This window comes from Limnohabitans sp. Rim8, from assembly GCF_943326455.1.
Taxonomy (GTDB): Bacteria; Pseudomonadota; Gammaproteobacteria; order Burkholderiales; family Burkholderiaceae_C; genus Limnohabitans_A.
This window is the reverse complement of sequence record NZ_CALPTI020000007.1, coordinates 93,691-107,232: the sequence shown is the minus strand read 5'-3', so window position 1 is coordinate 107,232 and position 13,542 is coordinate 93,691. Positions and strand designations below refer to the sequence as shown.

Sequence of the window (13,542 nt, the reverse complement as noted above, 5' to 3'; positions counted from 1 at the left end):
GCTTGAAAAAGGGGTCTGGTCAGACATTAAAGCAAATGGGGGGCAGGCCATCGGTCCGCTGGCGCACGCTTGCGCGAGCTGGGTGTCAACACCGCGGGTAACACCACCTGGTCCGTTGCTTCTTTTATTCTCTATATACTGTTTATAAATACAGTATTTGGCCATGCCCCTCCCCATGCTCGCCCTCATCGACGGCAACAACTTTTACGTCTCTTGCGAACGCGTCTTCCAGCCCTGGCTGCAAGGCCGGCCGGTGGTTGTGCTGTCCAACAACGACGGCTGCGCCATCGCCCGCAGTGACGAAGCCAAAGCCCTGGGCATCAAGATGGGCGCGCCTTACTTTCAGCTGCGCGAGCTCGAGCGCGATGCTGGCCTGATCGCGCTGTCTGCCAACTTCGCCCTGTATGGCGACATGAGCGACCGCATGATGAGCCTGGCCGCAGGCCTGGGCCATACCCAAGAGGTCTATTCCATTGACGAAAGCTTTGTGGACCTGAGTGGTATCTCTGGTGATTTGGTGCGCCGCGCCCGCACCATCCGCAGGCGCATCTTGAGGTGGATCGGCATCCCGACCTGCATCGGCATCGGGCCCACCAAGACGCTCGCCAAATTGGCCAATGCGATTGCCAAAAGCGCCGAGCGTAAGCCCGGCAGTTACCCGGCCCACCATGCGCAGATCTGCCACCTGGGGGCGTGCAGCCCGCAAGAGCTGGCCGAGCTCTTGCAGGCCACTGAAGTGGGCGAGGTGTGGGGCGTGGGTCCGCGCATTGCGGCGCAACTGCGGGCGCAAGGCATCACCACAGCGCAAGACCTGGCCGTGATGAGCCCGGCGGCTGCGCGGGCCATGTGCTCGGTGGTGCTGGAAAAAACCGTGCGCGAACTGAACGGCACGCCCTGCATCGAGTTTGAAGACGAACCCCCGGCCAAGCAGCAGATTGCCTGCACCCGCAGCTTTGGCCGCCCGGTGACCGAGCTGGCCGATTTGCAGCAGGCCGTGACCGAGTTCGCTTGCCGCGCGGCAGAAAAACTGCGCAAGCAAAAGGGCCATGCGGCGCAGGTGATGGTGTTCATCCGCACCAGCCCGTTCAGAAAGCAAGACGCGCAGTACAGCCGCAGCGCCTGCCTGCCGCTGCCCGTGCCCACCAGCGACAGCGCGCACATCACGCAGGCGGCATTGGCTTTGCTGGACAGCATTTACCAGCCGGGCTTTTTGTACGCCAAAGCGGGTGTGATGCTGATGGGCTTGCAGCCAGCCACGCGCCAACAGATGACGCTCGATTTGTCGCGCCACGCAGGCGATACCCAGCCCGCCAACCGTACACGCTTGATGCAGGCCATTGACCAGATCAACCAGCGCCACGGCCGGGGCAGCCTGAAGCTGGGCAGCGCGGGCACAGGGCACGCGGCGCAAATTTGGCACATGAAGCAAGATTTCAAAACCCCGGCCTACACGACCGACTGGCGGGGCTTGTTGACGGTGCAAAACGACGCCGTGCGGGCGGTCGATCAGTGGCCCTCAGCCCATGGCGGGTATTGAAAAGCGCTCTGACCCCAATGGTAGACTCAGGGCTCAAAAAATTTTTGCCCACTTTGTTTTGCCTCTGATTCCCAAGACCACCGCGACCGCGTTGGCAAATACCCCCCATACCAACGACCGACCCATCGACGTGGTGTACCTGTGGGTCGATGGCAATGACGCGATTTGGCGGGCTAAGCGCGAAGCGGCTTTGGCGCAATTGCCCCAAGACACGGGTGCGGCCATGGCGCGTTACAGCAACGTGGAAGGGCGCTTTCGTGACAACCATGAGCTGCGTTACAGCCTGCGCGCCCTGGAGAAGTTTTTCCCCCAGCACGGCCACGTCTACATCGTCACCGATGCCCAAGCCCCCGATTGGCTGCGGCCCTCGGACCGCTTGACGCTGGTGGACCACCGCGATCTGATGCCCGAGGCTTCACTGCCCACCTTCGATTCGGGCCACATCGAGTCGTGGATTCACCACATTCCGGGCTTGTCTGAGCGCTACTTTTATTTCAATGACGATGTGTTTTTGGGTGCGCCCCTGAACCCGGACGATTGGTTCACTGGCGATGGTTTTTATGTGACCTGGTCAGACGAGCCGGAGGTGACGGACGAGGCCATGCGCACGGACGCCACCTCGCTTGAAAATGCCTGCCGTTTGTCGATCGAATGGCTCACGGCGCAGGCCCGGCTGGCCTTGGCCGGACAGGCCGCAGCCCCGCTCAGCCGCACGCAAGACCCGCTGTACCAAAGCACCTTTCGCACCTTTGCCCATTCGCCCAGGCCCATGCGCCGCTCCATCTTGCTGGAGCTGGAAAACACCGCGCCTGAATTGTTTGCGGGTGTGCGTTCCACGGTCTTTCGCAGTTGGGACAAGCCCACCATCGTGTCTGACTTTGTCTTGCGTTGGGCGCTGGCACACGGCTTGGCCCAGTTGCGCACTTACCGACACGGCCATGTGTCCACGGGTGATGCCGATCAAGAGGCGCAGTTGCAAGTCTTGACGGCTGAGTTTGGTGCCTTGGATTTCTTTTGCATCAACGACACCACAGACGATGCGCAACACGACGATCCGCGTTTGCTCAAAGTGCAAACGGTGTTGCAGGCCATGCTGCCGAATGCCTCGGCTTTTGAGCAAGCGGGCCAGCATGCCAGTGGCTTGAGGACCGAAGTGGGCATTTCAGAAGCGGCAGCGGCCGAAATTCACCAAGGTGCGCAAGCCCCTGCGGCGCACCAAAGCCCGGTGTCAGGCGCTCGCCGAAGGGCTTGAGCGGAAAGACGCGGCCAGCGCCACGGCTTCTTTGACATCGATGCAAATGCCGTCTGCGCCCAAACTGCGGGCGTCGTGCTGTTGCAGTGTGAAGATGGGGCCACCCAGCAAAACCCCCGGTTCGGGGTTGCCAGAAGACGACTTGAGGGCGCGGATCAGACCCGGCAATGTTTTGAGCTGCGCCTCGGTGGCGCAAGAAATACCGATCACGTCAAACCATTCGTTGTTGACCGCGTGCATCAGTTCTTTTTCGCTGAGCGAGATCTCGATGACCACGTCCCAGCCGGCTTTGCGGAAAAAATCGGACACGATGGTCATGCCCAAAAAGTGCTGCGATCCCGGGGCTGATGCCAGCATGATGCGCTGCACATCGCCGCCCAGTTGTGGGCCGTTTTGGTATTCAAAACCCAGGCGGTGGGTGATCTCGTGCATGCGCACCAAGCCGCAGGTGACCTCGGTGAAGTCGCACAGATCTTGCTCCCACATCAAGCCCAGTTGACGGGCGGCGGGGGCGATCAGTTCCAGAAAAATCCGGTCGGTGGTCACGCCCTGGTGCAGCAGTTCATCGATGAATTGGGTGGTCTCGCTGGCGGAGCTCGATTTGCTCAACGCGACAAAGGTGGCCAACTGTTTGGGCGATATGCCCGGGCCTGCAGTGGGTGCGTTGGCGTCGTGCAGGTCGATCCTGTGCGCCTGCACCAGGCGCGGGATGATTTGCGTCTCGATGACTTCGGTCAAAGACCGTTTGCATTCGTCTTGACCGTTGGATGAGTCTGCGTTTTGCGGTTGCATGGCGCGGTGGGTCAAACTTTGTCCGAGGGATGACATGAGTGTCAACAAAGCGCTTGCATGTGCCTTCAACGGGTTGAAAGAAAGGCCCGGTAGATTGAGGTACATCAAGGTGTCCAAAAGTTAGTTTTGACCTTAACGGTTTCAACCTCCCTGTGCAAGTCACATTGGCCTGACATTTCTAGGGGTTATCACCTGTAAATCAAGGTGTACAGCAGGCTCGCATTATTCAAGGCTTAGCCGCGTTACAGGGCTTTCGCGCAGCGGAAATTCATCGGTGTTGTCTGCCAAGGCCAGTGAAGCTGGCGTTGGCGTGTGCGCAGTTTGTCGCGCTTGTTTGACGGCGTGTTTGCTGCTTCTGCCGCGTACCCGTTGGCGCCAAACTTGGAATGAGCGCGCTTTCAGGTTTTGCCGCATCAGGGCGATCACTTGCGTTTCGTCCAAACCATAGTTCAGCGCAATCGCTTCAAACGAGGTGCTGTCGTCCCAAGCCATGGCAATGATCTGTGAGGTGTCGGCAGCGTCGAGCCCCTCCAGCGGGGCGGCTTCAAATGCCACTGGGGCGCCTGAAGGAACGGTTGCGGTCGCCGGTGACGAGTTCAATTTGCCGGATTTGGCCCTGACGGCGGATGCTGAGCGTCAGGGGGCTGCCTGCAGGCCCTAATGCCGACAAACGTCGGTAAAAATCGGCCAAGCTGACCAAGGTTTGGCCTTGCAGGGCCAGCAAGGTGTCGCCGACCATCACGCCGCTTTGGGCCGCTGGGCTGTCGGGCGAGACACGCAGTACGCCCAAGCCGCCGCTGGGCAAAGCTTGGCTGCTGATGCCCAGCCACGAGGGCGCAGGGCCTGGGCGCTTGCCGGTGCGCAGCAGGTCGGGCAGGGGGTCTTTGAGCAGGTTCACCGGCACATACAGGTTGCCCGGCATGGGCAGCTGGTCGCCGAAGACGTCTTGCACCAGCAAAGAGCCGATACCGATCAGTTGCCCGCGCTGGTCAAACAGCCCGGCGCCACTCCAATTGTTCACGGCGGGCAGGGTCATCAAGGGGGCTTCCAGCAGGTACTCCCAGGCAGCCGCAAAGGGTTGGCGAGAGACCAGTTCCAGCGCCGTCAGCTCCGATTCTCTTTGGCCGAGTGTCCAAAGTTTTCCAGGGGTGGGCAAGGTGTCAGAGTCGCCCAAGGGGACGGCCTCCAGGCGCAGGGGCACCAAGGCCCGAATCAGCCCCAAACCACTGGCGTTGTCTACGGCACGCACTTGCCCCGGGACCCGTCTGCCTTGGTGGTCAATCAGGTCCACGCTTTCTGCCTCCAGCAGCAGATAACCGATGGTCAGCACCGTGTCCGGGGCGATGACCACGCCAGAGCCCTGTCTTTGTTGGCCCAAGGTGCGCGTGGTGTTGGCTTGTTCGTCACTGCGGGTTTGCACGCCCACGACCGATTGCATGATGCGCTGGACGGTGGATTCGTTCAGTGTCTGCCCAGGCTGTGCCCAAGCCAAAGGCCAAGCCAACAAGCCTGCACACAACACCATCAGCAATGGGTGGTTCATGGTCATTCCCCGTAAAAACGGCCAACAATGGTTCGATAAACGGCTGTCGATGGTCGTACACCGTTAACAGCCCAAATGCATTGTGTGCCGGTGCGACTTAACCCCATGCCCGGGGAGCCTACTGCTTACTTGGGCAAATCGCGCGCACCGCTGGCGGGGCGGTACATCTTGAACAGTTGCTCTGGCCCAATGCTGAAGTAATCGGCCGGACCACCGCCGCGCAGGATGTGTCCCGCGTTGGCCGTGTCATAAACGCCGTCCTTGAGCAAACGCTGCGCGATGTGAATGCCCACCACTTCACCAAACACCATCCAGGTGTCGATGTTTTGGCCTTGCAAGTCTTTCAGTTGCAAAATTTGTGTACAACGGCATTCAAAACTGACCGGACTTTGTGCCACGCGTGGCACGCCCACGATGCGCGAGGGCTCGGGCGTCAAACCCGCCAGATCGAACTCACTCACCTCAGGGGGCACGGCTTCGCAGGTTTGGTTCATCACCTCGGCCAGTTCGCGGGTGACCAGATTCCAGACAAACTCGCCAGTGGCTTCGATGTTGTTCAAAGAGTCCTTGCGCCCGATGCTGGAAAAACCAATCACCGGGGGCACGTAGTTGAAGGCGTTGAAAAAACTATAGGGCGCCAAGTTCAAAACGCCGCTGTTGCTGCGGCTGGACACCCAGCCAATGGGCCGCGGGCCTACGATGGCGTTGAAGGGGTCGTGTTTGAGGCCGTGGCCTGCTTTGGGTTCGTAAAAGTGCTGCATGGCTTGACTGTAAGCGGCAAAGGGCGGCTGGGGCAGTCATGCACCGGACAAGCCTTGCAGACTATGATCGCGTCCTCTTGAGGACCACCATGACACGAACCCTTCTCGCCGAATCGGCCATCCACCCGGCCATTCGCCAACGCATTGCCGAGCACCACTTGCCCGTGATCCAGCAGGTGCAAACTGCCATTGCCCAGCACGCCGTCGTGGTGGTGGGTTTGTCGGGTAATCCTTTTGTGGGCAAGGCTCGTAAGGCGCTGGCCGCAGCGGGCGTGGCGCACGAATACATCGAGCTTGGCAGCTATTTCTCTAAGTGGCGCTTGCGCAATGCCCTGAAAATGTGGACCGGTTGGCCCACATTTCCCATGGTCTTTGTGCGCGGCACGCTGGTCGGTGGGGCCGATGACCTGCGCCGCCTGATCGACAGCGGCGAACTGCAAACCCTGCTGCAATCCTGAAGTCCATGGCGTCCATCGCAAAACCTGAGTTGTGGCGCACCGAGGTGGGCGATGGGGTGGCCGTGCTTCACATTCCTGGCGCACTCAAGCGTGCACGCACCTTTGACATCGATGTGAGCCTGTGGGTGCGCGTGCCTGAAGACAACGCCGAGGCTTGGCACGAATTGACGCTGGAGATCGATGGCAAGCAGCAGTGGCACCGTCGCATCGCCAGCAGCTGCCCGGGTCAGACCGACGGGCTCGATTACCACTGCCGTGTGGTCCTTGAAGCCGGTCCGGCCCTGCGCATCCGCGCTGTGGCGGGCACCCGAGGCTCGGTGGTGCAGCGTTTGCACATCGAAGCCCGCGAAGACCTGATGGATTAGCCAATGACTTGGAGTTCAAGCAGCGGCCTGTTCTGCACCAAGCGCTCAAAGCCCAAGGCTTGCACATCAATGGTTTTGGACTTGCCTTGCAGCATCCACTCGGCCAGTGCCAAACCGGCCCCAGCGGAGTGCTGCATGCCGTGACCTGAAAAACCATTGATGAAATACAGGTTGCGCATGTCAGGGTGTGGGCCGATCACGGCGTTGTGATCGAAGGTGTTCATCTCGTAGTAACCCGCCCACGCCCGCTCGACGCGCAAAGCCGCCAGCGCCGGGATGCGGTGTGCCAGCGAAGCCCATTGTTCGTCGTTCCATTCGGCCCAGTTGGGCTCCAGCGGCAGCTTGGCTTCGGTGTGCAAAGGCTCTGCACCGGTGATCAAAAAACGGCCTTCAGGCCGCAGCCACCAGCCGCTCGGGTCGATCAGCAAGGGGCATTGCGGCAGTGGCTCGGGGCAAGACAGCACAAACACCGTGCGCCGCGCGGCTTCAATGGGCAATTGCACCCCGGCCATGGCCGCCACTTCGCCAGCCCATGGCCCCGCAGCATTGACCACTTGGCCGCAGGACAAGCTCCCGCCGCTGGCCAGCTGCACTGCGCTCACTTGCGTGTCGGTGTGCGCCATGCCCACCACCCGGTCGTGCACGCGTTGCACGCCTTGTGCCATGGCTTTTTTCAAAAATGCCTGGTGCAGGGCTGGGCCATCGAACCAGCCTTCGCCGCTCAGACCCAGACTGCCCAGGGCCACATCGTCCACGTTCAACCAAGGAAAGCGCTGGCGCAGGGCTTCGGGCCCGAGCAGCGCGACATCGGCCCCGGCTTGTTGGTGAATTTGATGGGCGTTTTGCATGCCAGCCACTTGCTCGGTTTGCGCCAAATACAAATAACCGGGCTCTTGCAAACCGAGCGCCACAGCTTGATCGGGCAGGCCCAAGTGCTGATCGGCCTGGCGCAAAAAACCGATGCCGTATTGGCTCAGGTGGATATTGACCGGGCAGGTGAACTGCTGGCGAATCGAGCTGGCCGACAGGGATGAAGAAGCTTTTTCGTAGCGCGTGTCCGACTCGACCAGCGTGACGCGCAGTCCAGGCTCCAGGCAGGTCAACCAATAGGCCGTGGCCGCGCCCATGACGCCGCTGCCCACGATCACCACATCGGCGCGGTTCACAGACGAAAGCCCTCGGCCAACGCCGCGCGGTAAACCAGTCGTGCGGCCACAGTGTCTTCAACCGCTTGGCCCAGTGACTTGAAAATCATGGTGGTGCCTGCCGGAGGCGGTGCAACACGGCCGCACAAAATTTCGCCGATCTCGGCAGCTACCGTTGCGCCCGAAAGCATCACATCGCCCGACTCTTTTTCAGCCGCTTCACGTTGATCGGCCACCACCCAGTTGGCCATGGCCGCATCGTCCAGCTCGCGCCAAGTGGGGCGGGGTGCACCCACGGCGGCGACAAAGGCGCCGGGCTTGAGCCATGCCCCTTGCAGCACCGGTTCGCTGGCGTTGGTCACCGTGCACACGATGTCGGCCCCGCGCACCGCTTGTTCTGCACTGGGGTAAGCCACACCATCGATGTCGCGTGCGCACAACTGGGCGTTGGCGGAGTTGGGGCTCCACACCCGAATCTCGGACACCTCGCGCACGGCGCGCAACATTTGTGCATGGCTGCGGGCCAGCACGCCGCTGCCCAGCATGGCCACCACCTGCGGGGTGCGCGGCACCAGCTTGTCTGCCGCTACGGCAGATGCAGCCGCCGTGCGCATGGCAGTGATGGTGTTGCCCTCCATCACTGCCAAGGTTTGCCCAGTGGCGGGGTCCATCAACACGATGGTGCTGAGCAAGGTTGGCAAACCCTTTTGTGCGTTGCCGGGCACCAGGGTGATGAGCTTGGTGCTCAGGGCATCGCCCAGTTGTGCGGGTTTGAGAAACAGCAGGCCGTCGTTGGAGGCTTGGCCAATCGGCATGACCATGCGCAGCGGCTGCACCACTTGCCCCAGCGACAATGCCACCAAGGCATCGCGCACGCCTTGGAGTAAATCGGGAACGCTCAGCAGTTCTTGAACGCGGGCTTCGTCAAAGTAATGGACCATGGGGCATCTCCAAGAGGCGCTTTTAGGGGGTGGTGTGATTTTGCCTTGGCGCAGCCCATGGAGAAGCCGTGTGGTACCGAGTTTCAAATTCTCGGATGTCTTGGGCATGCGTCAGGCTCATGCCCACGGCGTCCAAACCATGCAACAGCATCTCTTTGTGCAGAGGGTCGAGGTCAAAACGCAAGCGTTGTACGTCCCCTGAGGTGTACAAGCTTTGCGTTGGCAATTCCAGTTGCATGTGGCAAAGCAGAGGGTCTTGGGCCAAGCGCATCAAACGCGCCACATCGACTTCGGGCAGGACCAAGGCCAGCACACCATTGCGCAGGCAGTTGTCACTGAAAATGCCGCCAAAGCTGGCCCCGATCACGCAGCGGATGCCCAACTGTTGCATGCCCCAAACAGCGTGTTCACGGCTGGAGCCACAGCCGAAGTTGGGTCCGGTGATCAAAAATTGGGCTTCGGTCCAAGGCGCTTGGTTCAGCACAAAATCGGCGCGTTTTTGGCCTGCTGCATCAAAACGCATGTCGTGCAAAAACCCCTGGGACAGACCTTCACGGTCAATGCCCTTGAGGAATTGCTTGGGCATGATTTGGTCGGTGTCGACGTGCGGCAAGCTCAGGGCGGCCGCAGGGCCGGACAGGGTGGTGAGGGGGCTTCGGGTGTGGGAAGCTGGTGGCTTAAAGGTCATATGGTTGAGAAGTCCTGCGTGATGCCTCAGAGACTGGACAGGGTGCGCAAGTCGGTCAGCACTCCGCTCACGGCGGCAGCAGCCACCATGGCGGGGCTCATCAAATGGGTGCGCGCGCCTGCGCCTTGGCGGCCTTCAAAATTTCGGTTGGTGCTGGAGGCACAGCGGTCACCCGGGTTCAGGTGGTCTTCGTTCATCGCCACGCACATCGAGCAGCCCGACTGGCGCCATTCAAAACCGGCTTCTTGAAAAATACGGGCCAAGCCTTCTGCCTCGGCTTGGACGCGCACGCTGGAGGACCCCGGCACCACCATGGCGCGCACGCCGGGCGCCACGCGGCGGCCTTTCACATAGCGCGCGGCATCACGCAAATCGTCGATGCGGCTGTTGGTGCATGAGCCAATGAACGCATGGCTGATGGGCAAGCCCTGCAGTGCTTGGCCAGGTTTCAAATCCATGTAAGCCAAAGCGCGTTGCATGCCTTGGCGCCGTTGAGCGTCGCTTTCAAGAGCAGGGTCGGGCACCACACCGTCAATGGCCACACCCTGGTCTGGGCTGGTGCCCCAGGTGACGCGCGGCGCGATGAGGCGGGCGTCCAAGCTGACCTCGCGGTCAAACACGGCAGCGTCGTCGCTCTTGAGTTTTTGCCATTGCGCCACGGCGGCATCCCACAGTGACCCTTGCGGCACACGCGGGCGACCGTGCAGGTAGTCAAACAGGGTATCGTCCGGTGCCACGATGGCCCCACGCGCTGCGGCCTCCACGCTCATGTTGCACAGTGTCAGTCGGCCCTCTACACCCATCGCGCGTACCGCGTCGCCTGTGTACTCGATGACGTGGCCAGCAGCGCCATCGGCACCGATCTGCGCGATCAGGCTCAGCACCACATCTTTGGCCGTGATGCCCGACGGCAAGAAGCCGTGTACCGTGACGCGCATGTTTTTTTGGGGTCGGTACACCAAAGTCTGGGTGGCCAGCAGGTGTTCGATTTCGCTGCTGCCAATGCCAAACCCCAAAGCCCCCATGGCCCCGTGGGTGGTGGTGTGGCTGTCGCCAGCGGCCATGACCATGCCTGGCAAAACCCAGCCTTGTTCGCTGGCCACCACGTGTTCGATGCCTTGGCGTGTGTCCAGCATGTCAAACAGCTCAATGCCGTGGCGGGCACAGTTGTTGGCCAAGGTGTGCACTTGCCGGGCGCGGTCGGCATCTTGCAAAACCATGGTGCGGGCGTTGCGTACAGGCGTGGTGGCGTTGACGTGGTCGACCACAGCCAGGGTGCAGCCTGGCCGCCACACCGGCCGGCCTTGCGCATGCAGCGCCGCAAAAGCCTGTGGGCTGGTGTATTCGTTGAGCACCTGCCGGTCGACATAAAGCAGGATTTGCCCGGTGTCACCCAGTGGCCGCACCGTGTGCGCATCCACGATGCGCTGGTACAGGGTGCGCCCCGTCATGTCGGGGATGCAAGTGGCGATGTCTCTGCCCGTGAAACGGTGCCCGCAGCGTAAGCGGCGGTAGCGGCCACCACGTCAGCGACCGCTATGTCTGCGGCCGTCAAACCCGTGGGCAGCACGATCACGCCATCGGCATCGGCCACCAGATGGTCGCCCGGGGTGAAGGTCACGCCGCCGAAATGCAAAGGCTCATCGCGTTCGCCAGAGCCCGTGCGGCTGCCGCGCTTGGGCACCGTGCCCAGGGCTTTGACGCCGATGGCGATGGTGTTCAGTTCGTTGGCATCGCGCACCACACCGTGGATGACCAAACCCGCCCAACCGTTGCGTGAGGCGAGTTCGGCCATGACGTCGCCAAACAAGGCGCGCGCGATGGAGCCCCCGCCGTCAATCACCAGCACCTGACCGTGTCCGGGTTGGCTCACGGTGTCGCGCATCAGGCCAATGTCCTCAAAGCACCGCAAGGTGCGTATCGGCCCGGTAAAAGCTTGGCGCAGGCCGTAACTTTGGAACAGCACGGCACAGGCTTGCACATCCTCGCGAGCGTCGCAAAGGTCGGTGGTTTTCGGGATGGCTGACATGGCTCAGTCCATGCGCACGTTGGCTTCGCGCACCAGCTTGGCCCAAGAGGCGCTGTCTTCCGGGATGAAAGCCGCAAACGATTCGGGCGTGCCGCCAATGATTTCGCCGCCCTGAGAGGCGATTTTTTCGGCCACTTCGGGCAAGCGCAAAATGGCGGCGATTTCGCTGTTCAAGCGACGGGTGATGTCGGCAGGCAGTTTGGCTGGACCCAGCACGGCAAACCATTGCAGCATTTCAGCGTTGGCCACGCCCGCTTCGGCCATGGTGGGCACGTTGGGCATCAGGGGCGAACGTTTGTCGCTGGTGATGGCCAAGACCCGCAGCTTGCCCGCTTGGTAGTGCGGCATCACGTTGGGAGGGCTTTCAAAGTTCAGGTTGACTTGGCCCGACAGCAAATCGACGATGGCTTGACCACTGCCTTTGTAGGGGATGTGATTCATCTGCGTCTGGGTGGCCAACATGAAGCGGGCCGCTGCCAGGTGTTGTGCGCTGCCGCTGCCCGATGAGGCAAAACTCAGGCCCATGGGTTTTTGTTTGGCCAAGGCGATGAAGCCCTTGACGTCGTTGGCAGGCACACCAGGATTGACGGTCAGCAGCAAAGGCGTCGAGGCGACGCGGATGATGGGTGTGAAGTCTTTCACCACGTCGTAAGGCAGTTTGGGGTAGAGCGCAGGTGCCACCGAATTGGAGTTGCTGTGGCCCAGCAACAAGGTGTAGCCATCGGGCCGGGCTTTGGCCACGATGTCGGCGCCTACGGTGCCAGCCGCACCGGCTTTGTTGTCCACCACCACGGGTTGGCCCAAGCGGTCTTGCAGCTTTTGGCCAATGGTGCGGGCCAGCACGTCGGTGAAACCACCGGGTGCAAATCCCACCACGATGCGGATGGGTTTGTCAGGCCAGGTTTGCGCCATGGCGCCCGCGCTGAAGGACAGCCCCAAGGCCAATGCCATCGCCGTGCGGCGAGAAAAAGAAGCATGTGTCATCGTCTTTCCTTGTGGGGTATCAGTCAATTTGGGCGCCGGACTCTTTCACCACCACGGCCCATTTGGCCAGGTCGCGCTTGAGCATGTTGGCAAATTCGGCCGGTTGAGTGATCAGCACATCGGCCCCTTGCGCGTTGAAGCGCTCAATCACGTCTTTGTTTTTCAGGATGTCTTGCACATCTTGGTTGATGCGCCTGACCACCGCAGCAGGTGTTTTGGCGGGGGCAAACAGCCCGAACCAAGGCGATACATCGAATTCTTTGTAGCCTGACTCCGCGATGCTGGGGATGTTGGGGAAGTTGCCTGAGCGCACCGCGCTGGTCACGGCCACCGGGCGCAATGTGCCGGCCTTGATGGCGCCCGAGACCGAGGGCAGGCTGGTGAAGACCATGTTGATCTGACCGCCCATCAGGTCTTGCATGGCGGGCGCTGCGCCCCTGTAGGGAATGTGTTCGAGTTTGGTTTTGGCGGCAGCATTGAACATGACCCCCAACAAATGGTTGACCGAGCCGTTGCCCGCTGAGCCAAACGTCAGGGGTGCGCGGCTGCCTTGCTCGACCAAATCCTTGATGCTCTTGACTGGCGAGTCAGGCCGAACCACCAAGACAAAAGGCAAGGTCGCCAAGGTGGCCACAGGCTCGAAATCTTTTTCTGGATCAAAAGGCAGTTTTTTGTACAAGGCGGCGTTGATGGCGTGAGAGCCCGCGTAACTCATCAGCAAGGTGTGGCCGTCTGCTGCAGCCAGGGACACATGCTCCATGCCCACGTTGCCACCCGCGCCTGCGCGGTTTTCGACCACCACGGATTGGCCCCACTTTTCGCTGAGTCTTTGCGCCATGATGCGTGCCAATGCATCGGACGCACCGCCCGGGGTTTGCGGCACCACAATGCGCACGGGTTTGGACAAAAACTCTTGCGCCAGCACAGCGCTTTGAGTCAGACACAGGCCCAAAGACAAGGCCAAGATTTTTATACCGCGTAGGATCATTTCCGCTCCAATGAAAAGGTGCTTCAGAATGACACAGCACGCACGCCGTGCTTGTCTCA

Annotated in this window: 15 protein-coding genes; 4 read left to right on the top strand and 11 right to left on the bottom strand. The window is 61.1% G+C overall.

The window, feature by feature from the left end; translation table 11 throughout:
- Positions 1-175 precede the first annotated feature (175 nt).
- Both Q1M54_RS07065 and Q1M54_RS07060 read left to right on the top strand, forming a co-directional pair.
- The gene (locus Q1M54_RS07065) at positions 176-1,537 is read left to right on the top strand and encodes a Y-family DNA polymerase (protein ID WP_300555655.1); all 1,362 of its coding nucleotides are present in this window, start codon (positions 176-178) and stop codon (positions 1,535-1,537) included.
- A complete protein-coding gene (locus Q1M54_RS07060; protein WP_300555653.1) occupies positions 1,524-2,789 on the top strand; it encodes a Stealth CR1 domain-containing protein in 1,266 nt (421 codons plus the stop codon). Before Q1M54_RS07065 ends, Q1M54_RS07060 begins: the two co-directional genes overlap by 14 nt.
- On the opposite strand, the gene Q1M54_RS07055 is transcribed toward Q1M54_RS07060, so the two are convergent.
- The 4 genes from Q1M54_RS07055 to Q1M54_RS07040 form a co-directional block, all read right to left on the bottom strand.
- Positions 2,766-3,617, bottom strand: a complete 852-nt coding sequence (locus Q1M54_RS07055) for a B12-binding domain-containing protein (RefSeq protein ID WP_300555651.1) — start codon at positions 3,615-3,617, stop codon at positions 2,766-2,768. The two genes, Q1M54_RS07060 and Q1M54_RS07055, sit on opposite strands and share 24 nt — an antisense overlap.
- A gap of 186 nt (positions 3,618-3,803) precedes the next feature.
- Positions 3,804-4,136, bottom strand: a complete 333-nt coding sequence (locus Q1M54_RS07050; RefSeq protein WP_300555649.1) for a TIGR03643 family protein — start codon at positions 4,134-4,136, stop codon at positions 3,804-3,806.
- Positions 4,126-5,124 carry a S1C family serine protease gene (locus tag Q1M54_RS07045; protein WP_300555647.1) on the bottom strand — a complete coding sequence of 333 codons (999 nt, stop codon included), beginning with the start codon at positions 5,122-5,124 and terminating at the stop codon, positions 4,126-4,128. Before Q1M54_RS07045 ends, Q1M54_RS07050 begins: the two co-directional genes overlap by 11 nt.
- Before the next feature lie 125 nt (positions 5,125-5,249).
- Positions 5,250-5,885: a flavin reductase family protein gene (locus tag Q1M54_RS07040; protein ID WP_300555644.1), complete on the bottom strand. Its 636-nt coding sequence runs from the start codon at positions 5,883-5,885 to the stop codon at positions 5,250-5,252.
- A gap of 89 nt (positions 5,886-5,974) precedes the next feature.
- Here Q1M54_RS07040 and Q1M54_RS07035 point away from each other — a divergent pair, with 89 nt between their 5' ends.
- Complete coding sequence (locus Q1M54_RS07035) at positions 5,975-6,343, top strand: glutaredoxin domain-containing protein (protein ID WP_300555643.1); 369 nt, start codon at positions 5,975-5,977, stop codon at positions 6,341-6,343.
- Between the two features lie 5 nt (positions 6,344-6,348).
- The gene (locus Q1M54_RS07030) at positions 6,349-6,708 is read left to right on the top strand and encodes a hypothetical protein (protein WP_300555641.1); all 360 of its coding nucleotides are present in this window, start codon (positions 6,349-6,351) and stop codon (positions 6,706-6,708) included.
- Here the strand turns inward: Q1M54_RS07030 and Q1M54_RS07025 are convergent.
- From Q1M54_RS07025 to Q1M54_RS06995, 7 genes are read right to left on the bottom strand one after another with little or no spacing between them, the layout of a single operon-like run.
- A complete protein-coding gene (locus Q1M54_RS07025) occupies positions 6,705-7,874 on the bottom strand; it encodes an FAD-binding oxidoreductase (protein ID WP_300555639.1) in 1,170 nt (389 codons plus the stop codon). The two genes, Q1M54_RS07030 and Q1M54_RS07025, sit on opposite strands and share 4 nt — an antisense overlap.
- Complete coding sequence (locus Q1M54_RS07020; protein ID WP_300555637.1) at positions 7,871-8,794, bottom strand: ornithine cyclodeaminase family protein; 924 nt, start codon at positions 8,792-8,794, stop codon at positions 7,871-7,873. Before Q1M54_RS07020 ends, Q1M54_RS07025 begins: the two co-directional genes overlap by 4 nt.
- A 22-nt stretch (positions 8,795-8,816) precedes the next feature.
- The gene (gene leuD / locus Q1M54_RS07015) at positions 8,817-9,482 is read right to left on the bottom strand and encodes a 3-isopropylmalate dehydratase small subunit (protein WP_300555635.1); all 666 of its coding nucleotides are present in this window, start codon (positions 9,480-9,482) and stop codon (positions 8,817-8,819) included.
- A gap of 26 nt (positions 9,483-9,508) precedes the next feature.
- Complete coding sequence (gene leuC, locus Q1M54_RS07010) at positions 9,509-10,933, bottom strand: 3-isopropylmalate dehydratase large subunit (protein WP_300555633.1); 1,425 nt, start codon at positions 10,931-10,933, stop codon at positions 9,509-9,511.
- Positions 10,930-11,511 (bottom strand): ribonuclease E activity regulator RraA, encoded by a 582-nt coding sequence (gene rraA / locus Q1M54_RS07005; protein ID WP_300555631.1) that lies wholly within the window; start codon positions 11,509-11,511, stop codon positions 10,930-10,932. The genes leuC and rraA overlap by 4 nt, the downstream gene beginning before the upstream one ends.
- A 3-nt stretch (positions 11,512-11,514) precedes the next feature.
- On the bottom strand, positions 11,515-12,495 hold the full coding sequence (locus Q1M54_RS07000) for a tripartite tricarboxylate transporter substrate binding protein (protein WP_300555629.1): 981 nt from the start codon (positions 12,493-12,495) through the stop codon (positions 11,515-11,517).
- A 19-nt stretch (positions 12,496-12,514) separates the two neighbouring features.
- Positions 12,515-13,483, bottom strand: coding sequence for a tripartite tricarboxylate transporter substrate binding protein (locus Q1M54_RS06995; protein ID WP_300555627.1), 969 nt, complete (start codon positions 13,481-13,483; stop codon positions 12,515-12,517).
- Positions 13,484-13,542 lie beyond the last annotated feature (59 nt).